The following is a 26,342-nucleotide window of genomic DNA, read 5'->3' as shown; positions in this document are numbered from 1 at the left end:
CACCAATTGAAGGGAAACGCACATGTTCACAGCAGGAAAAGGCCGGCTCGTCGCTCTGGCGGCGGTCGCGGTCGGGGCGACAGTGGCCCTGGCAGGGTGTGCATCCGGCGATCCGCTCGACGAGGGCTCGGGCGGCGAGACGGCGGCGAGTGGTGGACCGATCGTGATCGGCTCGCAGGACTACTACTCGAACGAGATCATCGCCGAGATCTACGCGCAGGCGCTCGAGGAGAACGGTTTCGAGGTCGACCGTCAGTTCCGGATCGGTCAGCGGGAGGTGTACCTGCCCGAGATCGAGGCCGGTGAGATCGATCTGTTCCCCGAGTACACGGGCAACCTGTTGCAGTACTACGAGCCCGACACCGAGGCGCGCACGAGCGACGAGGTCTACTCGGAGCTCGAGGGCGCGCTTCCCGACGGGCTGCGCGTGCTCGATCAGGCGCCAGCGACCGATCAGGACTCGTACAACGTGACGGCGGCGTTCTCCGAGGAGTTCGGCGTCACGAGCCTCGCCGATCTCGCGGGCGTCCCCGAGCCGATCACCCTCGGCGGCAATGCCGAGCTCGAGACCCGCCCCTACGGCCCCGAGGGGCTGAAGTCGGCCTACGGCGTCGACGTGGGCTTCACCGCGATCGAGGACAGCGGTGGCGCGCTCACGGTCAAGGCGCTCGTCGACGACCAGGTGCAGATGGTGAACATCTACAGCGCCGACCCGAACATCGCGACGAACGACCTGGTGACGCTCGAGGACCCCGAGGGGCTCTTCCTGGCGTCGAACGTCGTGCCGGTCGCGAGTGAGAAGGTCACCGACGACATCGCCGCGGTCATCGATGAGGTCAGCGCGGCCTTGACGGCGCAGGACCTCGTCGCGATGAACGCCGAGAGCGTGAACGATGAGCGCTCCGCGCAGGACATCGCCGCCGACTGGCTGAGCGAGCAGGCGCTGTTCTGACCGGCGCGGTTCCCACCGGCACCGGCACCGGCGCGGTGCTCACGGCCGGGTCCGTGCAGGCGCAGGCTTAGCGCGCGCCGTCGGGCCGGCCGTTGCGCGGGTCGCGCGCGGTCGCGTCGATCGAGGGGTCGGATGCCTCGGCATCCGGCCCCTCCGTCGTGCTCGCGGGGACGGGCTCCTCGAGCGCCATGTGCCGTGCCTCGAGGCGGACCAGGAGCTTCTTGATGCCCCACACGACGAGCAGGAACACGGCGATGATCCCGACGAACACGTACCCGGCCCAGTGCAGTTCGCGGCTGAGCTCGCGGTAGCTGCCCGCGGCGAGCCAGCCGACCGTCGCATACGCGAACGCCCAGATGACGCATGCGGGCAGCGTCCACGCGATGAAGCGCCGGTAGCGCATGGTGCTCATGCCGACGAGCAGCGGCACGAGCGAGTGCAGCACGGGCAGGAATCGTGAGATGAACACGGCCGGGCCGCCGCGCCGGTCGAGGTAACGCTGCGCGCGTGCCCAGTTCTCCTCCCCGATCCGGCGTCCGAGGCGTGACGAGACGATCCGCGGGCCGAACCAGCGACCGAGCATGAAGCCGATCGACTCGCCCGCGACCGCGCCGGCGATCACCGTGAGCGCGAGCGCGAGCCATTCGATCGGTCCGCCGATCGCGGTGGACGCGACGATGACGACGGTATCGCCGGGCACGATGAGCCCGATCAAGACCGAGGTCTCGAGCATGATCGCGACGCCGGCGAGGATCGTGCGCAGAACGGGGTCCACGGATTGCACCGTGTCGAGGATCCAGTCCAGCACGTCGTTCACAACGTCGAGCCTAGGGCGCGCAGCTGAGCGAAACGTCGGTCTCCCGGATGATCGTCAGCTCACCCGGTGGGAGCGGCGGGATGCGTGCAGCAGCGGCCCGGCTGCGCGCAGCGCTGAGCCGGACGCGCTCAGCGGAGGATCGTGAGCATCGAGCCGAGCGGCACCGCGATGAGCAGGACGGCCGCGGCGACGATGGCGGCCCGGGTCCAGCCGCCGAGCGGGCGGATGGTGGACTCGAGCCGGGTGAGCCGGTCGACCAGCATGGCGCGATCGGGCGCGATGCCGCCGGTGTCGGCGTAGGCGCCGGGTTCGGCGCTGCTGCCGAGACGGGTGAGCGCGCCCGCGAGCGGCACGGCTCCGGTCGCACGCCGGGCGCCGTCGTCGGCGAGCATCTCGGTGAGCACGGTCACCGAGCGTTCGGCGCGGTTCGCGATCGGGAACCAGGGCAGCGCGGCGTGCCAGGCGCGGAAGGAGAGCAGGACCAGGTGGTGGAACTGATCCAGGTGAGTGCGCTCGTGCACGACGACCGCTCGCAGCTCGTCAGGCGTGAGCGCGGCGACGAGTCCCTCGGTGAGGACGGTTGCCGTGCGCAGGCCGGGCACGCAGTACGCGAGCGGCACGGGGTGCGCGAGGACCCGGGTGCCCGGCTCGCCCGGCATCGGGTCGCTCAGCATCTGGATCAGCTGGTGCTGACGACGCCGTTCGCGTTCGGCGCGCACCGCGGTGGCGGCCACGTTCAGCAGCAGGTGCACGGCGAGGCCCGCGGCGAGGGTGAGCGCTGCGAGGTCGATGACGCTGAACTCGGGCGGGAGCGGCCCCGTGACGAGGTGGGGGAGCAGCGCGGTGGCGGCCCCGGTGATCGACCCGTCGGGCACGGTGCCGATCACCACGAGGCATCCGATCATCGAGAGCGCGCCGCCGAGCGCGACCGCCTGCCAGAGCGCGAGCGCGAGTCCCGGTGCGCGCGCGGGCCAGGCCGCGCGCGAGAGCACGACGGGAACCGGCCACGCGAGCGCGACGGCCAGCACGCCGAGCAGCGCGGCGACGGCGCTCACGGTCAGCGTCGCGCGAGCTCGTCGAGCAGGCGCCGCAGGGTCGCGGTCTCGTGCGCGGTCGCGGTGCCGACGAAGCGCGCGAGCGCGGCGTCGCGGTCGCTCGAACGGTCGAGCACCTCGTGCATGAGCTCGGCGGTGTGCTCCTCGCGGGAGAGCAGCGCGCGGTAGCGGTGCGGGCGCACATCGCGCGTGCGCGAGACGAATCCCTTGCGTTCGAGACGGGCGAGCACCGTGAGCACGGTGGTCGTCGCGGGCGACCGGTCGCCGGCATCGCCGACGAGGGTCAGACGATCACGCAGCTCATTCGCGGTGAGCGTGGTGTCGCTCGCCCACAGCTGCTCCATGACTGAGCGCTCCAGGTCCCCGAGGTTGGCCATGTGCCAACGATACCTCGACTTCGAAGCATTTTCTACCGCCGGTAGAACAAAGTTCTACGATGAGTAGAAATAACGCACGCGCCGCTGAAAGGGGCCTGACGTGAACGAGCTGCTCGACCCGCTGCTCCTCTCTCGTTGGCAGTTCGGTCTCACGACCATCTACCACTTCCTCTTCGTCCCGCTCACGATCGGCCTGGCCGCGACGGCTGCGATCTTCCAGACCGCGTGGTACCGCACGGGGAAGGCCGAGTACCTGCGGATCACGCGGTTCTTCGGCCAGATCTTCCTCATCAACTTCGCCATGGGCGTCGTGACCGGCATCGTGCAGGAGTTCCAGTTCGGCATGAACTGGTCCGAGTACTCGCGGTTCGTGGGCGACGTGTTCGGTGCGCCGCTCGCGCTCGAGGGCCTGCTCGCGTTCTTCTTCGAGGCCACCTTCATCGGCCTCTGGATCTTCGGCTGGGACAAGCTGCCACGCGGGCTCCACCTCGCCACGATCTGGGCGACCGCAGTCGGCAGCGTGCTCTCGGCGTACTTCATCATCGCGGCCAACGCGTTCATGCAGAACCCGGTCGCGTTCCAGATGAACGAGGAGAAGGGCCGCGCCGAGCTCACCGACATCTGGGAACTGCTCACCAACCCGGTCGCGCTCGCGGCGTTCCCGCACACCATCGCCGCCGCGTTCATGGTCACCGCCGGGCTCATCATCGCCGCTGCGGCCTGGCACCTCGCCCGCAACCAGCACCTCGACACGATGCGCCCCGCGCTGAAGTTCGGCCTCTGGACCATGGTCGTGGCGGGAGCGGCCACGGTGCTGTCGGGCGACCAGCTGAGCCTCGCCATGGTCGCCACGCAGCCCATGAAGATGGCCGCGGCGGAGGCGACCTACGACACCGTCTGCGGTGCCGCCGCCTCGTTCTCGGTCTTCACCCTCGGCACGCCCGACGGGTCGAGCGAGCTGTTCTCGATCCGCATCCCGTATCTGCTCTCGTTCCTCTCGACCCACTCGTTCGACGGCTGCGTCGAGGGCATCAACGACCTGCAGGCCGAGTACCAGGAGCTCTACGGCCCCGGCGACTACACGCCCATCATCTGGGTCACCTACTGGTCGTTCCGCTGGATGATCGGCCTCGGCATGGCGCACGTGCTCGTCGCGGTCGCGGGCCTGTGGCTCACGCGCAAGGGCCGGATGCCCCGCCAGCGGTGGATCTGGAAGATCGCCGTCTGGAGCTTCCCGCTCTCGCTCATGGCGATGATCGTCGGCTGGGTGTTCACCGAGATGGGCCGGCAGCCGTGGATCGTGTTCAGCCTGCTGCCCACCGAGTCGGCCGTGTCGCCCAACATCACGGGCCTCGACGTGCTCATCTCGCTCGTCGCCTTCACGCTCGTGTACGGCGCGCTCGCGGTCGTCGAGCTCAAGCTCGTCGTCCGTGCCATCAAGAAGGGCCCGCCCGAGGTGGGCGAGCCCGATCCGGAAACCGGCCGCGTCGAGCCGGCCACGACGGTCTACTAGGAGGGCCCGGCCATGGATCTCGCCACACTCTGGTTCTGGATCGTCGCAGCACTGTTCGTCGGCTACTTCGTGCTCGACGGCTTCGACTTCGGCGTCGGCATGTCGCTGCCGTTCCTCGGCAAGGACGACACCGACCGGCGCGTCCTGATCAACACCATCGGCCCCGTGTGGGACCTCAACGAGACCTGGGTGATCGTCGCGGGCGCGGCGCTGTTCGCGGCGTTCCCCGAGTGGTACGCGACGCTGTTCTCGGGCTTCTACCTCGCGCTGCTGCTCATCCTGCTCGCGCTCATCGCGCGCGGCGTCTCGTTCGAGTACCGGCATCAGCGGCCCGAGACCGAGTGGAAGCGCCGGTTCGACCGCATGATCGTCGTCGGCTCCGCGGTGCCCGCGTTCCTCTGGGGCGTCGCGTTCGCGAACATCGTGCAGGGCGTGCCGCTCGACGAGGGGCACAACTACACGGGCACGCTGTTCGACCTGCTGAACCCGTACGCGCTGCTCGGCGGCCTTACGACACTGCTCGTGTTCTTCACGCACGGGGTGGTGTTCGTCTCGCTCAAGACCGAGGGCGACCTGCGCGAGCGTGCGCGACGGCTCGCGACCAAGGCTGGCGCGATCACGATCGTCGTCGCCGCGCTGTTCCTGGTCTGGACCGGTCTCGCGAACGGCACCGTCTGGTTCTGGGCGCTCGCCGCGGTCGCGGCGGTCGCGCTCATCGGCGGCTGGCTCGCGAACACCCGCGGCCGCGAGGGCATCGCATTCAGCCTGCTCGCGGTGACGATCGCGACCACCGTGCTCGCGCTGTTCACGGCGCTCTTCCCCGAGGTCATGCCGGCCTCGAACGACCCCGCCAACAGCCTCACCATCGCCAACGCGTCGAGCTCGGCCTATACGCTGACGGTGATGAGCTGGACCGCGCTCATCTTCCTGCCGCTCGTGCTGGCCTATCAGGGATGGACGTACTGGGTGTTCCGCAAGCGTGTGACGCGCCGTTCGATCGAAGCCGCGGCCCACTGACGTGGGTGTCGTGAAGTGAAACCGCTCGATCCGAGGCTCGTCCGGCGCTCCAGCGGCGCCCGGATGTTCCTCGGCATCGGCGCGGCGCTCGCGCTCGTGCAGTCGCTCGCAACGATCGCGTTCGCGTGGGGGCTCGCGTCGCTGGTCGCCGGGCTCGTCGCGGGCGAGGTGTCGACGGCGGCCGCGAACGCGGGGCTCGTCGCCGCGGCCGTGGTCGTACGCGGCGCCGCGGCGTGGGCGTGGGACGCCGCGTCCTCGGCCGGGGCGCAGCGCGTGAAGCACGAGTTCCGCGCGGATCTGCTCGCCGCCCTCGAGCGCCGGCCGGGCGGGGTGGCCGGCTTCCCGTCGGCGCGCATCGCGACCCTGCTCGGCCCTGGGCTCGACGCGCTCGACGAGTACTTCGGCCGGTACCTGCCGCAGCTCGTGCTCACGGGCATCGCGACGCCGCTGCTGATCTTCGCGGCGTGGCGCGCCGACTGGCTGTCGGGCATCACGTTCGTCATCGTGCTGCCGCTGATCCCGATCTTCATGATCCTCATCGGGCTCGCGACCCAGGCCGTGCAGCGCCGGCAATGGAACAGCCTCACGGCGCTCTCGAAGGCGTTCCTCGAACTGCTCGGCGGGCTCTCGACGCTCATGGTGTTCGGACGGGAGCGGCGGCAGTCCGCGCGCATCCGCGCCGTGACCGACGACTACCGGCGGCAGACCATGAAGGTGCTGCGCGTGACGTTCCTGTCGGGCTTCGCGCTCGAGCTCGCGGCGAGCCTGTCGGTCGCGCTCGTGGCGGTGTCGATCGGGCTCAGGCTCGTCGAGGGCGGGCTCACGCTCGCGATCGGCCTGTTCGTGCTCATTCTCGCGCCCGAGGTCTTCGTGCCGCTGCGCAATGTAGGCGCCGCGTTCCACTCGGCGGCCGGCGGTGTGACCGCGTCGGGCGACGCGCTCGATCTGCTGGCCGCGACCGGGGGCGGTCGCGAGAGATGGCGCGGCGATGGGCAGGCGGATGTCTCGGGCGGGTCGCGCGGCGATGGGCGGGCGGATGTCTCGGGCGGGTCGCGTGGCGACGGGCGGGCGGATGCCTCGGGCGTGGCCGCACGTCCGCGGACGGGGCTCGTCGTCGACGGGCTCTCGGTCCGGCGCGGCGATCGACCGGTCGTCGACGGGCTGTCGTTCCGGGTCGAACCGGGTGAGGTCATTGCGCTCGTGGGGCCGAGCGGAGCGGGGAAGTCGACCGTGTTCGCGGCACTCCTCGGATTCGCCGAGGCCACCGGGAGCATCGAGCTCGACGGCGTGGATCGTGCCGGGCACCGCGCGCTCGGCTGGTCGGCGCAGTCGCCGGCGCTCGTGGCCGGAACGGTCGCCGAGAACGTGCGGCTGGGTGACGAGCACGCGCCCGCGGGCCTGCTCACCGAGGCCCTGCGGCTCGCCGCCCTCGACGTCGACCCCGGCACGGCGCTCGGCGCGGGAGGGAGCGGCCTGTCGGGTGGCCAGACCCAGCGCGTCGCCGTCGCCCGAGCCATCCACCGCGTGCTCGCGCGCGACCTCACCCTGCTCGTGCTCGATGAACCGAGCTCGGCGCTCGACGCCGGCCGCGAGGCAGAGCTCGCCGAAGGGCTTCGCGAGCTCGCCGACGCCGGCCGTGCCGTGCTCGTCGCCACCCACCGTCCGGCGTTCGTGAGCGCCGCCGACCGCGTCGTCCCGATCGGGGCGGAGGTGACGGTCGATGTCTGACCACCGAAGCGCCGCGCGGGCCGACACTCCCGGCGATCCCGGCCGCGGGGTCGGCGAGCGCCGCTCGGTTGGCCCCGAGCCGCGCCCGGCAGCCGGGCAGACGCGGCGGGTGCTGCGGGAGGCGATCCCGCCGGTGCGACGGCTGTGGCCGGCGATCCTGCTGGGCATCGGTTCGGCCGGCTCGAGCGTCGCGCTGCTCGCGGCCTCGGCGTGGCTCATCACGCGCGCGGCCGAGCAGCCGCCGATCCTGTTCCTGTCGATGGCGGTCGTCGGCGTTCGCGCGTTCGCGCTCAGCCGTGCGACGTTCCGGTATCTCGAACGGCTCACGGGGCACGACGCCGCATTCCGGCAGCTCGGCGCGATTCGCACGGGGATCTACGAGCGGATGCTGCCGTCGGCTCCCGACGGACTCGGCGTGCTGCGGCGCGGCGATCTGCTGTCGCGCTTCGTGGGCGACGTCGACGATCTGCAGTTCGTGACGCTCAGGGCCGTGCAGCCCGCGGTCAGTGCCGTGCTCGTGCTGATCGCGGCCGTCGCCGGCGTCATGTGGCTCGCACCGGGGTCGGGCTTCGCCCTGCTCGGGTGCCTGGTCGTCGGCGTCACCGCGGCCGTCCTCGCCGAACGTGCGGCATCGGCCCGAGGCATCCGCCTCATCGCGCCGCTCCGCGGAGAGCTGCAGGCCGCGATCGTCGAACACGTCGCCGCGCTCGACACGCTCGTGGCCTTCGACGCCGCCGCCGCGAGCCGGGCCCGCATCGAGCGGCTCGGCGCCCGGCTCGCGCGCGCGACCCGGGTGCAGGCCGCAGCGGCCGGCGCGTCAGCGGCGATCATGGCCGCACTCGGCGGATTGGCCGCCCTCGCGAGCATCGGCGGCGGCCTCCCGCGCCTGACCGACGGGTCGATCGACGGCCCGGCGTTCGCCGTGCTCTGCCTCGTGCCGCTCGCGATCGCCGAGGTCGCCGCCGCGCTGCCCGTCGCCGTCGGCGCCTGGCGTACCGCCCGCGTGAGCGCCGAGCGCATCGCGACCGCCGTGCCCGAGACGCCACCCGCGGGCGTGCCGCAGCCCGCGTCGGCCGCGCATCGTCTCGACGATGCGACGGCGGCGGCGGCTCAGGGGCGACGCGGCGCCCGCCCGGTAGTCACGTCCGGCGCGCGCGACCTCGGCCGGGGCGACACGGCACCGGCTCCGGGTGGTCGGGGCGGCCCGCCGCCGTCGGACGGCGACCGCCTCGCGATCGAATTGCGCGGTGTGCGTGCGCACTGGCCAGTGGTGCCGGGGCAGCCCGAGCCGGCCGGTCTCGAGCACCCGGTGGATCTCGACCTGGCGCCGGGGGAGCGGGTGCTGCTCCGCGGGCCGTCCGGGTCCGGCAAGACGACGCTCGCGCACGCGCTCGTACGGTTCCTCGAGTATGAGGGCTCGTACCGCCTCGGCGGGGTGGAGGTGCGTGAGCTCGACCCGTCGGCCGTGCGTCGCGCGGTCGGGCTCGTCGAACAGCGGCCATGGCTGTTCGACGAGGACGTCCGGCAGAACCTGCTGTTCGCACGCGACACCGCGACCGACGACGAACTGCTCGCGGTGCTCGACCGGGTCGGCCTCGCCGAGTGGGTGCGCGAGCGCGGCGGGCTCGACGTGCGCGTCGGGGAGCGCGGCACGCTCGTCTCGGGCGGCCAGGCGCAGCGGATCGCGCTCGCGCGGGCCATGCTCGCCGACTTCCCGGTGATCGTGCTCGACGAGCCGACCGCAAACGTCGACCCGGCGACCGCCGGTCGCCTCCTCGACGACCTGCTCGCCGCCGCTGGCGACCGCGCGGTGCTGCTCATCATGCACACCGAGCAGCCGCCGCCCGGCATCGACCGCGTCATCGACCTCCCGGCGGTCTCGCGAGAACCATCGACGTCCGCACGGTCGCTCGGATAGCGCCGACACGGGGTGGCGAGGCCGCCCGTTGGTCGAGTAGCGCCGACACGGAGTGGCGACGCGTATCGAGACCCTGGTGAGCCGCTCTCGAGGCCGGGTCACCGGGTCTCGATACGCGTGCTCGTTCCTCGCTCGCTATTCGACCAGCGGAGAGGCGCGGGGCGCGGGCTCTACGCTGAGAGGATGCCTCGCCACGTCGCCGTTCGCGTGCTCGACGGCTGGCACGACCCCGAGCGGGTGTTCATCGCGCTCGCGACCGAGGCCACGACCGCCGTCTGGCTCGACGGCGGCATCGACGCGACGTCCGGCCGGAGCGTCATCGCGATCGCGCACGACACGAGCCGGATCGTCGTCGCCGGCTCGGACGACGACCCCGACGCCGTCCTCGGCGAGCTCCGCGACGCGCTGCGCCGCGAGACGGCCACGTCCCGAATGTCGGATGCCTCGCACGACACGCCGTCAGAACAGGCCGGGGACCGGCGTGTCGCGCGAGACGTCCGACATTTCGGAGACGGCGTCCGGGGCGAGTCCGGCGAGGCCGCACACACGACCATGCTCGGGTGGCTGGGGTGGTTCGGGTACGAGTTCGGGGCCCGACGGCTCGGCGTGCCCGTCGCCACGGATGGCACGCCGGAGGCGGCCTGGCTCTTCGCGGACCGGGGGATCGTGTTCGATCATGCACGACGGACGGTCCGGTTGGAGTGGCTCGGCTCGCAGGACGGCGACGCGTGGGCGGTGCAGACGGCAGCGGCGATCGAGGCACTCGACGAGGCATCCGGAGACCCGATCCGCGGCGAAGCGCGTGCCGCCGAGGCATCCGTTGACGAGGCATCCGCCGTCGGGCCGACTGCCGCCGAGGCATCCGTCGCCGCCGACCCGCCCGCGCCACGATGGCGACACGGCCCTGACGCGTACGCATCGATGATCGCGGCCTGCCAGGCCGCGATCGCGCGGGGCGACGCGTACCAGCTGTGCCTCACGAACCGGGTCGATGTCGGCGCGCACCCGGACCCGCTCGAGACCTACCTGCGACTCCGCAGGTCGAGCCCGACCCACCACGGCGGCTATCTGCGGTTCGGCGACACGGCGCTGCTCTCGGCGTCGCCCGAGCAGTTCCTGCTCGTCGAGCCCGACGGGCGGGTGTCGACCCGGCCGATGAAGGGCACCCGACCGCGCGGCGCGACGCCGGCGGACGACGAACGCCTCCGCCGCGAGCTCGAGGCGAGTGAGAAGGAGCGCGCCGAGAACCTCATGATCGTCGACCTCATGCGCAACGACGTCTCGCGCATCGCGGAGCTCGGCAGCGTCCACGTGCCGGATCTGCTCGTCACCGAGTCGTACCCGCACGTGCACCAGCTCGTGTCGACCGTCGCCGCACGACTGCGAGCGGGCCTCACCGCGGTCGACGCGCTGGCGGCCGCCTTCCCCGCCGGGTCGATGACCGGCGCGCCGAAGGAGAGCGCCATGCGGATCCTGCACGACCTGGAGCGGGGGCCGCGAGGCGTCTACTCGGGCGTGTTCGGCAGTCTCGCGGTCGACGGCAGCGCCGACCTCGCCATGGTGATCCGCTCGATCGTGCTCACGCCGCGCGGCGCGTCGGTCGGGACCGGCGGCGGGATCACGGCGCTGTCCGACATCGACGACGAGATCGAAGAGACGCGGATCAAGGCACGCGCCCTGCTCGCGGTCCTGGCCCCGCCCGCCTGAGTGGCGGGCGGCCCCTCCAGATCGCATAGGCTTGGGGCTCGGGTGCGTCCCACGTCTTCGGCGTGCCCACGATTCACGGCCGGTGCCCCCTTCCCGGCCGAGCAGCGAACACACGATTGTGAGTCACGTGGCCGATCAGCAGGATTCCGCGCAGCACGCCGACCCGGGCGCTTACGACTTCGCCGCCATCCAGGCGAAGTGGCTTCCGGTGTGGGACGAGCTCGAGCCGTTCAAGGCCGGCAGGCCGGGCGACACGAAGCCGCGCAAGTACATCCTCGACATGTTCCCGTACCCGTCGGGCGACCTGCACATGGGCCACGCCGAGGCGTTCGGGTACGGCGACACCGTCGCGCGCTACTGGCGCCACCAGGGCTTCGACGTGCTGCACCCCGTCGGCTGGGACTCCTTCGGCCTGCCCGCTGAGAACGCGGCCATCAAGCGCGGCATCGACCCGCGCGAGTGGACCTACGCGAACATCGAGCAGCAGAAGCGCTCGTTCCGGCAGTACGCGCCGAGCTTCGACTGGAGCCGCGAGCTGCACACGAGCGACCCCGAGTACTACAAGTGGAACCAGTGGCTGTTCCTGAAGATGTACGAGCAGGGCATCGCGTACCGCAAGGACGGCCAGGTGAACTGGTGCCCCGTCGACCAGACCGTGCTCGCGAACGAGCAGGTCATCGACGGGCACTGCGAGCGCTGCGGCGCGGTCGTGACGAAGAAGGCGCTCACGCAGTGGTACTTCCGCGTGACCGACTACGCCGACCGCCTGCTCGACGACCTCAAGCAGCTCGAGGGCGCGTGGCCGACGAAGGTCGTGACCATGCAGCGCAACTGGATCGGCCGTTCAGCGGGCGCCGACGTCGAGTTCGCGATCGAGGGGCGCGAGGCATCCGTGCCCGTGTTCACGACGCGACCCGACACGCTCTACGGCGCGACGTTCATGGTCGTCGCGCCCGACTCCGAGCTGGCTGCCGAGCTCGTCGCCGGCGCCTCGTCCGAGGTGCAGGCACGGTTCGAGGACTACCTCGCGTCGGTGCGCGCCGAAAGCGACATCGACCGGCTCTCGACCGAGCGGCCGAAGACCGGCATCTTCCTCGAGCGCTACGCGATCAACCCGATCAATGGCGAGCGACTGCCGATCTGGGCCGCCGACTACGTGCTCGCCGACTACGGCCACGGCGCGATCATGGCCGTGCCCGCGCACGACCAGCGCGACCTCGACTTCGCACGCGCGTTCGGGCTGCCCGTGCGCGTCGTCGTCGACACCAACCAGCCCGTCACTGGCGTGATCCCCGTGATCCCGCTCGACGAGCACGGCGAGCCCATGCTTCCGGAGGACCTGCCGCCGCTCGACCCCGCCTCGACCGGGCACGCGCTCACCGGCGAGGGCCGCCTCATCAACTCCGGCCCGCTCGACGGGCTCTCGAAGTCGAACGCGATCCGCCGGGCCATCGAGGTGCTCGAGGAGCGCGGGCTCGGCCGCGCGGCGAAGAATTTCCGGCTGCGCGACTGGCTGATCTCCAGGCAGCGCTACTGGGGCACGCCGATCCCGATCATCCACTGCGCCGAGTGCGGCGAGGTGCCCGTGCCCGAGTCGGAGCTGCCCGTGCGGCTGCCCGACGCGGCCGGCCTCGACCTCAAGCCGAAGGGCGCGAGCCCGCTGGGTGCGGCCGAGGACTGGGTGAACGTCGCCTGCCCGAACTGCGGCGGCGCGGCCAAGCGCGACTCCGACACCATGGACACGTTCGTCGACAGCTCGTGGTACCCGCTGCGGTTCCTGAACCCGACCGACGACGACAAGCCGTTCGACGTCGCCGAAGCCGAGAAGTGGATGCCCGTCGACCAGTACGTCGGCGGCGTCGAGCACGCGATCCTGCACCTGCTGTACGCCCGGTTCGTGACGAAGGTGCTGTTCGACCTCGGCTACCTGAGCTTCACCGAGCCGTTCACGTCGCTGCTGAACCAGGGCATGGTCATCATGGACGGCGCGAAGATGTCGAAGTCCAAGGGCAACCTGGTCGAGTTCGCGAGCGAGCTGACGGCGCACGGCGCCGACGCGCTCCGGGTCACCATGGCCTTCGCGGGCCCGCCCGAAGACGACATCGACTGGGCGGATGTCTCGCCGGTCGGCGCCGCGAAGTTCCTGGCGCGTGCCTGGCGCATCTCGGGTGAGGTGACGTCCTCGCCCGACGTCGAGTGGAAGACGGGCGATCAGGCGCTCCGGCGCGTCACGCACCGGCTGCTGGCGGATGCCCCGGGGCTGGTCGAGTCCTACAAGTTCAATGTCGTGGTCGCGCGCCTCATGGAGCTCGTGAACGCGACGCGCAAGGCGATCGACTCCGGCCCGGGTGCCGGCGACGCGGCGGTGCGCGAGGCCGCAGAGGTGACCGCGGTCATCCTCGACCTGTTCGCGCCGTACACCGCCGAGGACATGTGGCAGCGGCTCGGGTACGAGCCGACCGTGGCGCTCGTGCCCTGGCGGAAGGCCGACCGTGCGCTCCTCGTCGAGGAGCAGGTCACGGCGATCGTGCAGGTCGACGGCAAGGTGCGCGACCGGCTCGTGGTGTCGCCGAAGATCGGCACCGACGAGCTCGAGCAGCTGGCGCGGGCGTCGGCGGGCGTCGCGCGCGCGGTGGGCGAGCGCGAGATCGTGAACGTGATCGTGCGTGCGCCGAAGCTCGTGAACATCGCCACGCGGGGCTGAGCGGTTGCGCGGGGCTGGGCGGTGCGCGCTGTGCGGGGCTGAGCGGTGCGCGGCGCTGAGCGGTGCGCGCTGTGCGGGGCTGAGCGGTGCCGGTCAGCGCGCGCAGCGGAAGCCGAGGTGCGTGGTCGCCGAGTCCTCGGTCTGCGAGCTGCGCGCGGCCGGGCGATAGCGCACGCAGTACTCGGGCGCGCACAGGTGCGATCCGCCCTTCGTGGTTCGCCGTGCGGTCGCGGGTGAGGCCTGCGCGGGTGTGAGGAGGTTCGGGCGGGCTCCGGCGTCGAGCCCCGGTCCGGTCGTGTGCCGAGGGGTCCAGAGGTCGGACGTCCACTCCCAGACGTTGCCGATCATGTCGGACAGCCCGTACCCGTTCGGCGGGAATGAGCCGACCGGGCTCGTGCCCGCCCAGCCCTCGGCGCCGTCGTTGCGATAGGGGAACGCGCCCTGCCAGGTGTTCGCCATCAGGCGGCCGTCGGGATGCAGCTCGTCGCCCCAGGCGTAGCGCGCGCCGACGAGCCCGCCGCGCGCGGCCCACTCCCATTCCGCCTCGGTCGGCAGCCGTTTCCCGGCCCATGCGGCGTAGGCGGTCGCATCCTCGAACGCGACCTGGACGACCGGATGCTCCGGGCGGTCCTCGATCGTCGAGCCCGGTCCGAACGGCGTCCGCCAGGAGGCTCCGGGCTGCCACCGCCACCACTGCCGCCACTCACGCAGGTCGACCGGGCCGGCGGTCGGCGTGAACACGAGCCCGCCGGGGGCGAGGAGCGTCGCGTCGAGGCCGGGATAGTCGGCCGGACCGAGTGGGCGCTCGGCCACGGTCAGATAGCCGGTCGCCTCGACGAACCGCGCGAAGTCGGTGTTGGTCACGGGTCGCTCGTCGAGCTCGAACGCGTCGATCATGCGCTCGGTGACGGGTCCCTCCTCGGGGTAGTACTCGTCGGATCCGATGCGCAGGATCCCGCCCGGGATGGCGATCATGGCACCTCGATATTCACGATGCCATTCTGCACGCCGGCGCCGTCCCCGGGCGCCTGATCGGGGGACTGGGGGCCCGGCTGCGGCGCGGCCACTCGCCCTCGACAGGCGGAGCCGTGCCGTGATCGATCCACAGGACGACCGCGACGTGCTCGGGCCGGCCCGCGCCGGGGCTACGGTCCCGGCATGCACGATGACGAGACCGATCCGCTGGAGCAGCTGAGCCCGGCGGCGCGTCGGGCGCCGCGCGGCACACGGGTCGCGGTCGGCGCGGCGATCGTGTGCTTCCTGATCGCCGTCGCGGTCGCGGCGGTGCTCTCCTCCACGGGCGGCGAGCAGGGCCGGCTGATCGGCGCTCCGTCGGCCCGGGCCGAGCCGGGCTCGCCCGGCGCCACGACAGGTCCGGATGCCTCGCGCGGCGGCCTGCTCGTCCACGTGCTCGGCGCCGTCGCGAAACCAGGCCTCGTCGAGTTGTCCGAGGGGGCGCGGGTCGTCGACGCGATCGCAGCGGCCGGCGGGCTCGCCGCAGGCGCCAATCCCTCGGGTGTGAACCTGGCACGGACGGTCGCCGACGGTGAACAGCTCACGGTCCCGGCTGTGGGCGAGGCGCCGGCCGCGCCCGACGGCGCGGGCGCGGGCGCGACCGGCGGTGGAGGGGGAGCGGCCGCCGACGGACTCATACGCCTGAACGCGGCGACGCTCGAGGACCTCGACACGCTGCCGCGCATCGGTCCCGCGCTCGCCCAGCGGATTCTCGACTGGCGTGAGGCGAACGGCCCGTTCACGAGCGTCGACCAGCTGCGCGAGGTCGCGGGCATCGGCGACGCTACGTTCGCCGGGCTCGCCGATCTGGTGACCGTCGGATGACGCGGGCGAAAGACCTGCGGCTGCGCGCGCCCGCGTGCGTTGCCCAGTTGCGCGAGGTCGCGGGCATGGGCGACGCCGCGTTCGCCGGGCTCGCCGATCGGGTGACGGTCGGATGACGCGGGCGAAGGACGTGCGGCTGCGCGCGCCTGCGTGCGTCGACCAGCTGCGCGAGGTCGCGGGCATGGGCGACGCCGCGTTCGCCGGGCTCGCCGATCTGGTGACCGTCGGATGACGCGGGCGAAGGACGTGCGGCTGCGCGCGCCCGCGTGCGTTGCCCAGCTGTGCGAGGGCGCGGGCATCGGTGACGCCACGTTCGCCGGGCTCGCCGGCCGGGTGATCGTCGGATGACGCGGGTGAAAGACCTGCGGCTGCTCGCGCCCGCGTGCATCACGTGGGTCGCCGCGTGGACGGCGGTGGCCGCACCCGACATCGGGATCCCGGCGTGGGTTCCGGCGCTGGTCGCGTGGGCGGTCGCGGCCGGACTCGCGGTGGCGCTCGTGGCGGTCGTGTCGCTCGGGCGGGGTGCACACTCGAGTGCGCGGCGGGGTGATCGGTGGGGTGCCCAGCGGGGTGCACACTGGGATGCGCGGTGGCCGCTCGGGCGCGAGCTCGTCGCCGCCGCGCTGCTCGCCGCTGCGGCCGCCGCGCTCGTGGCGCAGTCGGCTGCGGTGGCCGCCGACGCACGTGCGGCCTCACCGCTGCGTGCAGCGGCTGCATCCGCGCGTGAGGCCGACGTGGTCGTCGAGCTGACGAGTGCGCCACGCGAACTCGCCGCGAACGCGGCCGCACACTGGGCGGCAGCCGGCCGGCCGCTCGTCAGGTACCGCGCGAGCCTCGTCGGGGTGGACGGCGAGCACGCGACGAGGGTTCCCGTGAGCGTGGTGGGCCCTGCGCATCCCGGACTCGTGTTCGGCGCGAGTGCGGCGTTCTCGGCCCGCGTCGATGCGGCACCCGCCGCTGAGGCCGCGGCGTACCGGCTCCGCCCCGCGGGTGAGGTCACGGTGACCCCGCCCGCCGGTCCGTTCGCGTGGGCCGCGGACCTTCGCGCGGGATTCGCGACCGCTGCGGCCCGCCTCGGCGGCGACGGCGGTGCGCTCGTGCCCGGGCTCGCGATCGGCGACACCAGCGCGGTCGGCGCCCAGCTGGACGCCGACCTGAAGATCGCGTCGCTCACGCACCTCACGGCGGTGTCCGGCGCCAACTGCGCCATCGTGACCGCGCTCGCCTTCGCCCTCGCCGCGGCGTGCGGCGCGCCGCGGACCGTCCGCGTGCTCGCCGCGCTCGCGGCGCTCGGCGGGTTCGTACTGCTCGTCACGCCCGAATCGAGCGTCGTGCGTGCCGGGGAGTCGCGGCCCTCTCGCTCGCCGTCATCGTGCTCCTGACCATCGATCCCTGGTACGCGCGGGACTACGGGTTCGCGCTCTCGGTGTGTGCGACGGCCGGGCTGCTGCTGCTCGCGGCGCCCATCGGTGCGCGGCTCGCGCGCATCATGCCCCGGTGGCTCGCGCTCGCGATCGCGGTGCCGTCGGCCGCGCAGCTGGCGTGCCAGCCCGTGCTGATCCTGCTCGATCCGGCGATCGCGACCTACGGGGTCGTGGCGAACCTGCTCGCCGGACCGGCCGCGCCGGTCGCGACCATGGTCGGACTCGCGGGCTGCCTGCTGCTCCCGCTGCTGCCGTCGGTCGGCGCGGCCGCGGTTCAGCTCGCGGCGGTGCCGGCCACCTGGATCGCGCTCGTCGCGCACGGCGTCGCCGCACTGCCTGCGGCGCGACTCCCGTGGCTCGCCGGTGCGAGCGGCGCGCTGCTGCTCGCGGCGGGCACGGCGGCGGGCGTGTGGCTGGTCCTCGCACGGCGGCGTCCGCGTTGGATCGTCCGCGGTGTGGCCGGCGCCCTGGTGGTGTCGATCGCGGTGCCCCTGGGCCTATCCGTCGGCGGGCCTGCGCTCCGCCGTGCCGGGCTCCCGGGCGACTGGATCGTGGTCGCGTGCGACGTCGGTCAGGGCGATGCGGTGCTCGTGCGCGACGGTGATGCGGTGGCGCTCATCGACACGGGGCCCGACGAGGCCGCGCTCGAGCGCTGCCTCGGACTCGTGGGGGTCGAGCACATCGACCTCCTCGTGCTCACGCACTGGGATGCCGATCACGTGGCCGCGGTGGCCGCGGTGGCCGGTCGGGTCGCCACGGTCATCCACGGACCGCTCGACGGCGACCGCTCAGCGGGCCCGCTGCGGCTCCTCGCCGACGGCGGTGCGGTGGCGCACGAGGTGGTCGAGGGGGTGCGTGGGCGGCTCGGCGAAGCGGAATGGGACGTGATGTGGCCGCCCGCCGGTCAGGCTCCCGGCAACGACGCGAGCGTCGTGCTCGACCTTCAGGCAGCCGAGTTCCGTGGCGTGTTTCTCGGAGACCTCGGCGAAGCCGCGCAGGCTCACGTGCTGGCCGATGCCCGCCCGGGGCGGGTCGACCTTGTGAAGGTCGCCCACCACGGGTCTGCGGATCAGAGCGCCGCGCTCTACGCGGAGCTCGGCGCGACCGTCGGCATCATCGGCGTCGGGGCGGGCAACGGCTACGGGCATCCGACCGGCTCCCTGCTCGACATGCTCGCGGCGCAGCACACGGCGGTGGTGCGCACGGATGACTCGGGCACGGCCGTGCTCTCGGTGGAGGAGGCCCCGTTGGACGAGGGGCCGGTCGATCGTGCCCCGGTCGAGGACGCCGGGTTCCGGGTCTGGACGGAGCGGGCTCCGCCGGAGGCGCGGGGGCGGGAGCGGCTCCGCCGGAGGCGCGGGCGCTCGGAGCGCCGTCCGTGCGCTCCCCGCGCGGGCCCGCGGTCAGGCGGCCGTGCGCCGAGTCTCGCGATCGGCGACGAGGTCGCGCACGACTCCGGCGAAGCTGCGCGCTGCGTGGGTTCCGGACCTGGAGCCCGAAGCGGTGTCGCGCGACGGCCCCCGGCCGGGTTCGGTCGCGCGCGCCCACCCCTCGCTCGTGTGTCGCACGTAGCCCATGACCGAGTCGCCGAGCGTGATCCGGTAGGTGTCGGCGCGGACCGCCTCGATGGTCGCCCCGCGGGCGCGGCCGAGGCTCGGGTGATCCCACGCACCGAGGTCGGGCACCTGCGGGATCGTGGTCACGTTGATCGTGTCGGCACTCGTCGTCATGGTGGCTCCGTTCCTGGCCTCACGGCCCGTCGTGCGGTGGTGCTCTTCAGTCCTATCCGGCGCGTGCGGGGCGTCTCGAATCGGCCGGGGGCCCTTGACACCGCGACGGGCCGCGGATAGCCCGCGCGGGCGCGATGGCACGTCAGGGGTCGACCGTAGACTTGAGCCTCGGCGAACGGAGGCAGCAGTGGCAGCACGCGGGGGCGGCGCGACGGCGAAGCGCAAGGCGGCGATCCCGCAGCTCGGCTGGAACCAGGTGCGGCCTGCGCCCGTCGTGCTCGTGTCCGGGCCCGAGCAGGTGCTGGCGGAGCGCGCGATCACGATGCTCCGTGACTTCCTTCGCTCCGAAGACCCCGCGCTCGAGGTGAGCGACCTCGAAGCCGACGGGTACCGCCGGGGCGAGCTGCTCACGCTCGCGAGCCCCTCGCTGTTCGGCGAGCCCCGGCTCATCAGGGTCTCGGCGGTCGAGAAGTCCAGTGATGACTTCCTGCTCGACGCGCTGGACTATCTGGAGGCCACCGCCGAGTCGACCACGCTCGTGCTGCGCCATCGTGGCGGTGTGCGCGGCAAGAAGCTGCTCGAGGCGATCCGCGCCGGCGGGGGAGACGCCATCGAGATCGTCTGCGCCGAGCTGAAGAAGGACTCCGAGAAGCAGGACTTCGCAGCCGCCGAGTTCCGCGCGGCCGGCCGGCGCATCGCGCCCGCCGCACTTCGCGCGCTCGTCGCCGCGTTCAGCGACGACCTCGCCGAGCTCTCGGCCGCGTGCCGCCAGCTGATCGCCGACGCGCCGGGCGACATCGACGAGCGCACGGTCGCGAAGTACTACGGGGGGCGCGTCGAGACCACCGCGTTCGCGGTCGCCGACGCGGCGATCGCCGGCCGTCAGGGCGAAGCACTGATCGCCCTCCGGCAGGCGCTCGAGTCGGGCGCCGACCCCGTTCCCATGGTGGGCGCGTTCGCGGTGAAGATCCGCACGATGGCGAAGGTCTCCGGCGCCCGCGGCTCGTCGGGCCAGCTCGCCTCGAGCCTCGGCCTCGCGCCCTGGCAGGTGGACCGCGCGCGCCGCGACCTCGCCGGCTGGGAGGACGCCGGCCTCGCCAGGGTGATCGAGGCCCTCGCCGCGACCGACGCCGCCGTCAAGGGCGCCGAGCGCGACCCGGTCTTCGCGCTCGAACGCCTCGTCGTGCTCATCGCCGACCGCGGTCGCTGAGGACCCCCGCCGCCGACGACGCCGCGCCCTGCACCGCCCGCTCCGCACCGCCCGCCCCGGGCGCCCTGCAGTACCCCGCGCTCCCGCGCCCCTCCTACCCGCCGCGCCTTCGCGTTGGAGGTCCATTTGTGTGTTGGAGTGCGGGAAGAACCGACCTCCAACACACAAACCGACCTCCAACACACTCAGGGGTCGCCCGCGCGTCGGTCGTCTCTCGTCCCCTCGCGGCTCACCCGCGCGCCGCCGTGCTCTCGCGCTGACCCGCCGCTCGCCCGCGCGCCGCCGCGCTGCCGCTCCCGCGCTGCCGCGCTGCTGTTTCTCGCGTTGGAGGTCCATTTGTGTGTTGGAGTGCGGGAAGAACCGACCTCCAACACACAAATCGACCTCCAACACACCAGTGGCCTGCAGCACGGTCGCGGCTCACCAGGGGTCGCCCCTCACGCACACGGTCCTCAGCCGCACACCGGCACACCGGGGGCGCGAACGCCCAGGCGCGCGGTCGCGCCCGGGAATGCAGAACGGCCCCGGACCCGCTGGGCGGGTTCCGGGGCCGTTCAGGCGGTGCCGTGCGTCAGAGCGCGGCGGCCTGCTTCGCGATGGCCGACTTGCGGTTCGCGGCCTGGTTCTGGTGGATGACGCCCTTGGAGACGGCCTTGTCGAGCTTGCGCGACGCGACCCGCACGGCGGCGGTGGCCTTGTCCTTGTCGCCGGCGGCGATCGCCTCGCGGGCGGCGCGGACGACGGTCTTCAGCTCGCTCTTGACGGCCTTGTTGCGCTCCTCGGCCTTGCGGTTGGTGCGGATGCGCTTGATCTGCGACTTGATGTTTGCCACGTGGTGTTCTTTCGTTTCGGTGCGGGTGAGTGAATGCCGTCACGAGTAGAGGGGCTCGTGGCCGACGATCGCGCGGGGTGGGACCCGCGCGCAAGCCAACAAAGAACGATACCAGTTTCGCGAGGTCGGTTCCAATGCGCGAGCGGGCGGGGCGGCGGGCCGGCGGCGAACCGTGGTCAGGCACGGCGGAGCTCGCGCCGCCTGACGGCGCGGCGGTGGTCGAGCTCGGCGACGGCGCCGAGCACGGCCGCGGTGAACGCCTCGGGCTGCGACAGGCTGACCAGGTGCGTGGCGCCCGGGATCACGATCAGTCGCGCGTCGCGGGCGGCCCGGAGCATCCGTCGCTCTTCGAGCCTGAAGTGGTCGAACCGCCCGTTGACGAGCCAGACCGGGCACTCGATGCGGCCCAGGGCCGCCTCGATGTCGAGCTCGCCGACCGCCCCGACCGCGGGCGCCATGACATCGAGTGCGACGCCGCCCGCGATGACATCCTCCACCGCGCTGGCGGAGAGGAACCATCTCGCCATCGTGTCGTTCAGGCCCCGGCCGCGGTCGGGGAGATGCGCGATCGCGGCCGCGAGCCGCTGGTACCCACGAAGCGCCACGCCCCGCGGGCGCGTGCTGCACGACGCCGCCACGAGGCCGTCGAGGCTCTGCGGGCGCCGCGCGGCGTATTCGATCGCGAGGTAGCCGCCGAGGCTCAACCCGACCAGCAGCCGGGGCGGGTCCTCGGGCGACCCGCCGCCGGGGTTGAGCGCCGACTCGATCGCGTCGAACGTCGCTTCGAGCGAGAACGGCTCGCCGATGCGGGCGCCGTGCGCCGGCAGGTCGACCGCGTGCACCTCGACGTCGTGTGCGGCGAGCGGCAGCAACTGGTTCCGCCACATCGTGGCCGATGTGCGGATGCCGTGCAGCAGTACGACGCGGGCCCTGGGCATGCTCACGCTCCTCGGATCTGGCCGAGCTCGCGGGCCCTCGCGACCGCAGCGGTCCGCGAGCCCACGCGGAGCTTCGCGAAGATGTGCACGAGATGCGACTTCACCGTGGCCTCGCTGAGGAACAGGCTGCGGCCGATGTCCCGATTCGAACGGCCCGCGGCGACCAGGGTGAGCACCTCGGCCTCACGCACGGTGAGTTGGTGGTCCGCGCTTCGCGCGGCGCTCAGCCGGGACGAGACCGTCGGCGCGAGCGCGGTCTCACCGGCGGCCGCGGCGCGCACGGCGGCGACGAGCTCGGTGGGCGGGGCATCCTTCAGCAGGTACCCGCTCGCGCCGGCCTCGATCGCGCCCAGGATGTCGGCGTCGGTGTCGTAGTTCGTGAGCACGAGCACCTGCGGCGCGCCCACGCTCGCCCGGATGCGGCGTGTGGCCTCGGCGCCCTGCAGCTCGCCGGGGAACTGCAGATCCATGAGCACGAGGTCGACGTCGCGCGTGACGGCGAGCTCCACGGCCTCGGCCGCGGTGCCGGCCTCCTCGGCGACGAGCAGGTCGGGTTCGGCGTCGAGCAGGGCCCGGATGCCGGCGCGGACGACGGGATGGTCGTCGGCGAGGAGGACCCGGATCATGTCAGCATCCCGCGCATCATGCGAGCCCTTCCGTGGGAAGTCGAACCGAGACCGCCGTGCCGTCGCCGGGCGTCGACTCGACGATCGCACGCCCGCCGAGCCGCTCGACGCGCTGCCGGATCGCCGTCAACCCGAAACCGGTTCCGGGCCCAGGCGTGTACCCGCGACCGTCGTCGACCACGTCGAGCGCGACCTCGTCGCCGAGGTAGGTGAGCGTGAGGTCGGCCCGTGACGCATCCGCATGCTGGACGACGTTGGCGAGCGAGGCCTGCGCGACGCGCAACAGTGTCGATTCGAGCGCCATGGGCAGTGAGGTGGCCTCGCCGCTCACGGTGAAGTGCACGTCGGTCGCCCGGCCGGACTGCGCGGCCTGCTCGGACGTCGCCGCCGCGAGCCGGCTGAGCGCGGCGGCGAGCGTGCGGTCCTCGAGCGCGGGCGGCGTGAGCTCCCGGATGAACCGCCGGGCCTCGGCGAGGTTCTCGGCCGCGGTCTCGCGGGCCAACTGGAGCCGGTCGCGGGTGCGGGCGTCGTCGACCTCGCGTTCGGCGGCGTGCAGAAGCATCTGGATGCTCGACAGCCCCTGCGCGACGGTGTCGTGGATCTCTCGCGCGAGCCGCTCGCGCTCGGCGAGCGATCCGGCCTCGCGGCTCGCCGCGGCGAGCTCCTCGCGCGTCGTCAGCAGGTCGAGGATCAGCGCCTGCCGTTCCCGTGTCTCGCGCGCCATCTGGTGGTAGCCGAGCCCGATCACGATCGCGACCCCGGCGGCGATGAGCGGCCCGAGCACGCTGCCGACCTCGAATCCGAGGTGCACGGTCGTTCCCCACACCGACAGGCCGAACGTGATCACGACGAGCGGCACCGCGATCGCGGGCGGCAGGATGTGCAGCTCGAGGAAGAACAGCGGGAAGGCGAGGAACGCCGCGTCCGGGGTGAGCGCGCTGAGCGCGATCCAGAGCACGAGCAGGCCGACGAGCCAGAGCACGCGCGGCCAGGTGGGGAAGTGCCGGTGCGAGGCCGCGATCCCGGCGCCGTACCAGACCAGGAAGAGGAGGGTCAGCACGGTGACCGGCACCTCGACCGGTCCGTCGGCGAGGAGCGCCCGCACCACGACGAACAGCGCGAGCCCGACGACGAGCAGGTGGAGGCCGGCACGGAGGGCGGTGAACACCGGCCGCAGTGCGGAGGGTGCGACGGCACCGGCCGGGGCCTCGAGCACGGTCATGGTGCTCCACAGCGTAGCCCCGGCCCCTGACCGGGGCATCCATCGAACGGCGGAATCGCGCGGGCGCGGAGGCATCCGTTCGCGTCACGCCGTCGCGCGGCTCGCGCGACCCGCGCGACCAGTCGGGCGGGTGCGCCCGATCATGGGAGAATCGTCAGGATGTCTCCGAGAGCCGCCAACCCGCCGGTGCCCGCCGCCACCGATCCCGCGCTGATCCGCAACTTCTGCATCATCGCGCACATCGACCACGGCAAGTCGACGCTCGCCGACCGCATGCTGCAGATCACAGGCGTGGTCGCCGACCGCGACATGCGCGCCCAGTACCTCGATCGCATGGATATCGAGCGTGAGCGCGGCATCACGATCAAGAGCCAGGCGGTGCGCATGCCGTGGCAGGCGGGCGACCGGTCGTTCGCGCTGAACATGATCGACACGCCGGGCCACGTGGACTTCAGCTACGAGGTGTCGCGCTCCCTCGCGGCGTGCGAGGGCGCGATCCTGCTCGTCGACGCGGCGCAGGGCATCGAGGCGCAGACGCTCGCGAACCTGTATCTCGCGCTCGAGAACGACCTCGAGATCATCCCCGTGCTGAACAAGATCGACCTGCCGGCCGCGGACCCCGACAAGTACGCGCGCGAGCTCGCCGACCTCATCGGCGGGTCGCCCGACGACGTGCTGAAGGTCTCGGGCAAGACGGGGCTCGGCGTCGAGGACCTGCTTGATCGCGTCGTCGAGCGCATCCCGGCTCCGGTGGGCGATGCGGATGCTCCGGCGCGGGCCATGATCTTCGACTCCGTGTACGACAGCTACCGCGGCGTGGTGACATACGTCCGCATGGTCGACGGGCAGCTGAACCCGCGCGAGCGGATCCAGATGATGTCGACGAAGGCGACGCACGAGATCCTCGAGATCGGTGTGAGCGCGCCCGAGCCGACGCCCACGAAGGGGCTCGGCGTCGGCGAGGTCGGCTACCTCATCACGGGCGTGAAGGATGTGCGCCAGTCGAAGGTCGGCGACACCGTGACCACCGCGGTGAAGTCGGCGACGGAACCGCTGGCCGGCTACACCGAGCCGCTGCCGATGGTGTTCTCGGGCCTGTACCCGATCGACGGCAGCGACTACCCGATCCTCCGCGAGGCGCTCGACAAGCTGAAGCTCTCCGACGCGGCGCTCGTCTACGAGCCTGAGACCTCGGTCGCGCTCGGCTTCGGCTTCCGGGCCGGATTCCTCGGGCTGCTGCACCTCGAGATCGTGACCGAGCGGCTGCGCCGCGAGTTCGGGCTCGACATCATCGCGACCGCGCCGTCCGTCGTCTACGAGGTCACGACCGAAGACAAGAAGACCGTGACGGTGACCAACCCGAGCGAGTTCCCGACGGGCGCGAAGATCGCCGAGGTGCGCGAGCCCATGGTGAAGGCCGCGATCCTCGCGCCGAAGGACTACGTGGGCACCATCATGGAGCTCTGCCAGTCACGCCGCGGCAGCCTCATGGGCATGGACTACCTCGGTGAGGACCGGGTCGAGATCCGGTACCAGATCCCGCTCGGCGAGATCGTGTTCGACTTCTTCGACCAGCTGAAGTCGAAGACGGCGGGGTATGCGTCGCTCGACTACGAGCCCGTCGGCGACCAGGCCGCCGACCTCGTGAAGGTCGACATCCTGCTTCAGGGCGAGCAGGTCGACGCGTTCAGCGCCATCGTGCACCGCGACAAGGCCTACGCCTACGGCGTGCTCATGACCGGCCGGCTCCGCGAGCTCATCCCGCGCCAGCAGTTCGAGGTGCCGATCCAGGCCGCGATCGGCGCGCGCATCATCGCGCGCGAGTCGATCCGCGCGATCCGCAAGGACGTGCTCGCGAAGTGCTACGGCGGCGACATCACCCGCAAGCGCAAGCTCCTCGAGAAGCAGAAAGAGGGCAAGAAGCGCATGAAGATGGTCGGCCGCGTCGAGGTGCCCCAGGAGGCGTTCATCGCGGCGCTCTCGGGCGACGTCGAGAAGAAGGACGCGAAGAAGTAGCGCGCGGACATCGGGTGCCGGAACTCTCTCGATGATCGGTTTGTCGGTGGTCGGTTCGTCGATGGTCGGTTCGTCGATGGTCGGGTCAACGGCAGCCGGGGTCGTCGGGGTAGTCGAGGCATGAGCCGCGGGTGAGGCGGGTCTCGACGGTGACGACGCGGACCCGGGTCGGGGCGGCGGCGACGTCGAGCTCGCCCACGGTGGTCCAGCCGGAGCCGTCGAACCGGTAGGCCGCCTCGAACGTGACCGTGGGGCGGACGTCGTAGTAGCCGGGCTTCATCGATCCCGCCGGCACCGCGGGCGCGAACGACGCGATGTCGGTGGGTGCGTGGATACTGGTGCGCATGACGACCTCCCCGCTCGACCGGCTTCATGCCAAGGTGGCTGAGCTCGCCGCCGAGTGGGCGGCGGCGCTGCCCGCGTTCGATGCGGCAGCTGGTGGTGCGGCGGTCGGTGGTGTGCGCGTTGACGCCGTTGGTGTGGCCGGCGCGGGTGGGAGTGGTGGGGGTCTGGGGTTCGAGGAGTTGAGTGGTCCGGGGTTGGTGCGGGTGATCGAGCGGGCGGGGCAGGTCAAGCGGATGGTGGATGCGTTCCTCGCGCATGCCAGTGCCGAGGTGGCTCGGCGGTCGGTGCCGGAGTTCGGTGCGGGCGGGTTGGCGAAACAGCACGGGCATGCCAGCCCGGTCCGGTTGATCGAAGCCGCGACCGGCGGCGCGT

Annotated in this window: 20 protein-coding genes and 2 pseudogenes; 13 read left to right on the top strand and 9 right to left on the bottom strand. The window is 72.3% G+C overall.

Features of this window, described 5'->3' with window-relative positions; translation table 11 throughout:
- The first annotated feature begins 22 nt into the window (after positions 1-22).
- Positions 23-952 carry an ABC transporter substrate-binding protein gene (locus tag RH864_RS12980; protein ID WP_310517979.1) on the top strand — a complete coding sequence of 310 codons (930 nt, stop codon included), beginning with the start codon at positions 23-25 and terminating at the stop codon, positions 950-952.
- 67 nt (positions 953-1,019) lie between these two features.
- Here RH864_RS12980 and RH864_RS12975 read toward each other — a convergent pair whose 3' ends face one another.
- The 3 genes from RH864_RS12975 to RH864_RS12965 form a co-directional block, all read right to left on the bottom strand.
- Positions 1,020-1,769 (bottom strand): DedA family protein, encoded by a 750-nt coding sequence (locus RH864_RS12975; RefSeq protein WP_310517978.1) that lies wholly within the window; start codon positions 1,767-1,769, stop codon positions 1,020-1,022.
- A 128-nt stretch (positions 1,770-1,897) separates the two neighbouring features.
- Positions 1,898-2,824: a M56 family metallopeptidase gene (locus tag RH864_RS12970; RefSeq protein ID WP_310517977.1), complete on the bottom strand. Its 927-nt coding sequence runs from the start codon at positions 2,822-2,824 to the stop codon at positions 1,898-1,900.
- A gap of 2 nt (positions 2,825-2,826) precedes the next feature.
- The gene (locus RH864_RS12965) at positions 2,827-3,201 is read right to left on the bottom strand and encodes a BlaI/MecI/CopY family transcriptional regulator (protein WP_310517976.1); all 375 of its coding nucleotides are present in this window, start codon (positions 3,199-3,201) and stop codon (positions 2,827-2,829) included.
- Between the two features lie 100 nt (positions 3,202-3,301).
- On the opposite strand from RH864_RS12965, the gene RH864_RS12960 reads away from it, so the two are divergent.
- From RH864_RS12960 to leuS, 6 genes are all read left to right on the top strand, one after another.
- Positions 3,302-4,714, top strand: a complete 1,413-nt coding sequence (locus RH864_RS12960; protein ID WP_310517975.1) for a cytochrome ubiquinol oxidase subunit I — start codon at positions 3,302-3,304, stop codon at positions 4,712-4,714.
- 12 nt (positions 4,715-4,726) lie between these two features.
- On the top strand, positions 4,727-5,731 hold the full coding sequence (gene cydB / locus RH864_RS12955; protein ID WP_310517974.1) for a cytochrome d ubiquinol oxidase subunit II: 1,005 nt from the start codon (positions 4,727-4,729) through the stop codon (positions 5,729-5,731).
- 15 nt (positions 5,732-5,746) lie between these two features.
- Complete coding sequence (cydD, locus tag RH864_RS12950) at positions 5,747-7,459, top strand: thiol reductant ABC exporter subunit CydD (RefSeq protein WP_310517973.1); 1,713 nt, start codon at positions 5,747-5,749, stop codon at positions 7,457-7,459.
- Positions 7,452-9,377 (top strand): thiol reductant ABC exporter subunit CydC, encoded by a 1,926-nt coding sequence (gene cydC, locus RH864_RS12945; RefSeq protein ID WP_310517972.1) that lies wholly within the window; start codon positions 7,452-7,454, stop codon positions 9,375-9,377. Before cydD ends, cydC begins: the two co-directional genes overlap by 8 nt.
- A gap of 183 nt (positions 9,378-9,560) precedes the next feature.
- The gene (locus RH864_RS12940) at positions 9,561-11,084 is read left to right on the top strand and encodes an anthranilate synthase component I family protein (RefSeq protein WP_310517971.1); all 1,524 of its coding nucleotides are present in this window, start codon (positions 9,561-9,563) and stop codon (positions 11,082-11,084) included.
- Between the two features lie 127 nt (positions 11,085-11,211).
- Entirely contained in the window at positions 11,212-13,788 is a 2,577-nt protein-coding gene (leuS, locus tag RH864_RS12935; protein ID WP_310517970.1) for a leucine--tRNA ligase, read from the top strand.
- A gap of 93 nt (positions 13,789-13,881) precedes the next feature.
- Here the strand turns inward: leuS and RH864_RS12930 are convergent, their stop codons facing one another.
- Positions 13,882-14,763, bottom strand: coding sequence for a formylglycine-generating enzyme family protein (locus RH864_RS12930; RefSeq protein ID WP_310517969.1), 882 nt, complete (start codon positions 14,761-14,763; stop codon positions 13,882-13,884).
- 183 nt (positions 14,764-14,946) lie between these two features.
- Between RH864_RS12930 and RH864_RS12925 the strand changes: the two genes are divergently transcribed.
- The 4 genes and pseudogenes from RH864_RS12925 to holA all read left to right on the top strand — a co-directional run bounded on the left by RH864_RS12925 (position 14,947) and on the right by holA (position 19,991).
- Positions 14,947-15,627: a ComEA family DNA-binding protein gene (locus RH864_RS12925; RefSeq protein ID WP_310517968.1), complete on the top strand. Its 681-nt coding sequence runs from the start codon at positions 14,947-14,949 to the stop codon at positions 15,625-15,627.
- A gap of 344 nt (positions 15,628-15,971) precedes the next feature.
- A pseudogene (locus RH864_RS12920) lies at positions 15,972-17,419 on the top strand (ComEC/Rec2 family competence protein); the annotation flags it as partial.
- A gap of 39 nt (positions 17,420-17,458) precedes the next feature.
- Positions 17,459-18,901 (top strand): ComEC/Rec2 family competence protein, encoded by a 1,443-nt coding sequence (locus RH864_RS12915; RefSeq protein WP_310518066.1) that lies wholly within the window; start codon positions 17,459-17,461, stop codon positions 18,899-18,901.
- A gap of 67 nt (positions 18,902-18,968) precedes the next feature.
- On the top strand, positions 18,969-19,991 hold the full coding sequence (holA, locus tag RH864_RS12910) for a DNA polymerase III subunit delta (RefSeq protein ID WP_310517967.1): 1,023 nt from the start codon (positions 18,969-18,971) through the stop codon (positions 19,989-19,991).
- 571 nt (positions 19,992-20,562) lie between these two features.
- On the opposite strand, the gene rpsT is transcribed toward holA, so the two are convergent.
- The 4 genes from rpsT to RH864_RS12890 all read right to left on the bottom strand — a co-directional run bounded on the left by rpsT (position 20,563) and on the right by RH864_RS12890 (position 23,609).
- Entirely contained in the window at positions 20,563-20,823 is a 261-nt protein-coding gene (rpsT, locus tag RH864_RS12905; protein ID WP_310517966.1) for a 30S ribosomal protein S20, read from the bottom strand.
- A 176-nt stretch (positions 20,824-20,999) separates the two neighbouring features.
- Positions 21,000-21,761 carry an alpha/beta fold hydrolase gene (locus tag RH864_RS12900; protein ID WP_310517965.1) on the bottom strand — a complete coding sequence of 254 codons (762 nt, stop codon included), beginning with the start codon at positions 21,759-21,761 and terminating at the stop codon, positions 21,000-21,002.
- A 2-nt stretch (positions 21,762-21,763) separates the two neighbouring features.
- Positions 21,764-22,387 (bottom strand): response regulator transcription factor, encoded by a 624-nt coding sequence (locus RH864_RS12895; RefSeq protein WP_310517964.1) that lies wholly within the window; start codon positions 22,385-22,387, stop codon positions 21,764-21,766.
- A 16-nt stretch (positions 22,388-22,403) separates the two neighbouring features.
- A complete protein-coding gene (locus RH864_RS12890) occupies positions 22,404-23,609 on the bottom strand; it encodes a sensor histidine kinase (RefSeq protein ID WP_310517963.1) in 1,206 nt (401 codons plus the stop codon).
- Positions 23,610-23,768: 159 nt separating this feature from the next.
- Between RH864_RS12890 and lepA the strand changes: the two genes are divergently transcribed.
- The gene (gene lepA, locus RH864_RS12885; RefSeq protein WP_310517962.1) at positions 23,769-25,625 is read left to right on the top strand and encodes a translation elongation factor 4; all 1,857 of its coding nucleotides are present in this window, start codon (positions 23,769-23,771) and stop codon (positions 25,623-25,625) included.
- Positions 25,626-25,710: 85 nt separating this feature from the next.
- Here the strand turns inward: lepA and RH864_RS12880 are convergent, their stop codons facing one another.
- The gene (locus RH864_RS12880) at positions 25,711-25,971 is read right to left on the bottom strand and encodes a hypothetical protein (protein ID WP_310517961.1); all 261 of its coding nucleotides are present in this window, start codon (positions 25,969-25,971) and stop codon (positions 25,711-25,713) included.
- On the opposite strand from RH864_RS12880, the pseudogene RH864_RS12875 reads away from it, so the two are divergent.
- Positions 25,970-26,342: pseudogene (locus RH864_RS12875) on the top strand (hypothetical protein); the annotation flags it as partial. The gene RH864_RS12880 and the pseudogene RH864_RS12875 sit on opposite strands and share 2 nt — an antisense overlap.

Source organism: Agromyces aerolatus (assembly GCF_031432255.1).
In the GTDB taxonomy this organism is placed as follows: Bacteria; Actinomycetota; Actinomycetes; order Actinomycetales; family Microbacteriaceae; genus Agromyces.
This window is presented reverse-complemented; position numbering and strand designations above follow the sequence as displayed.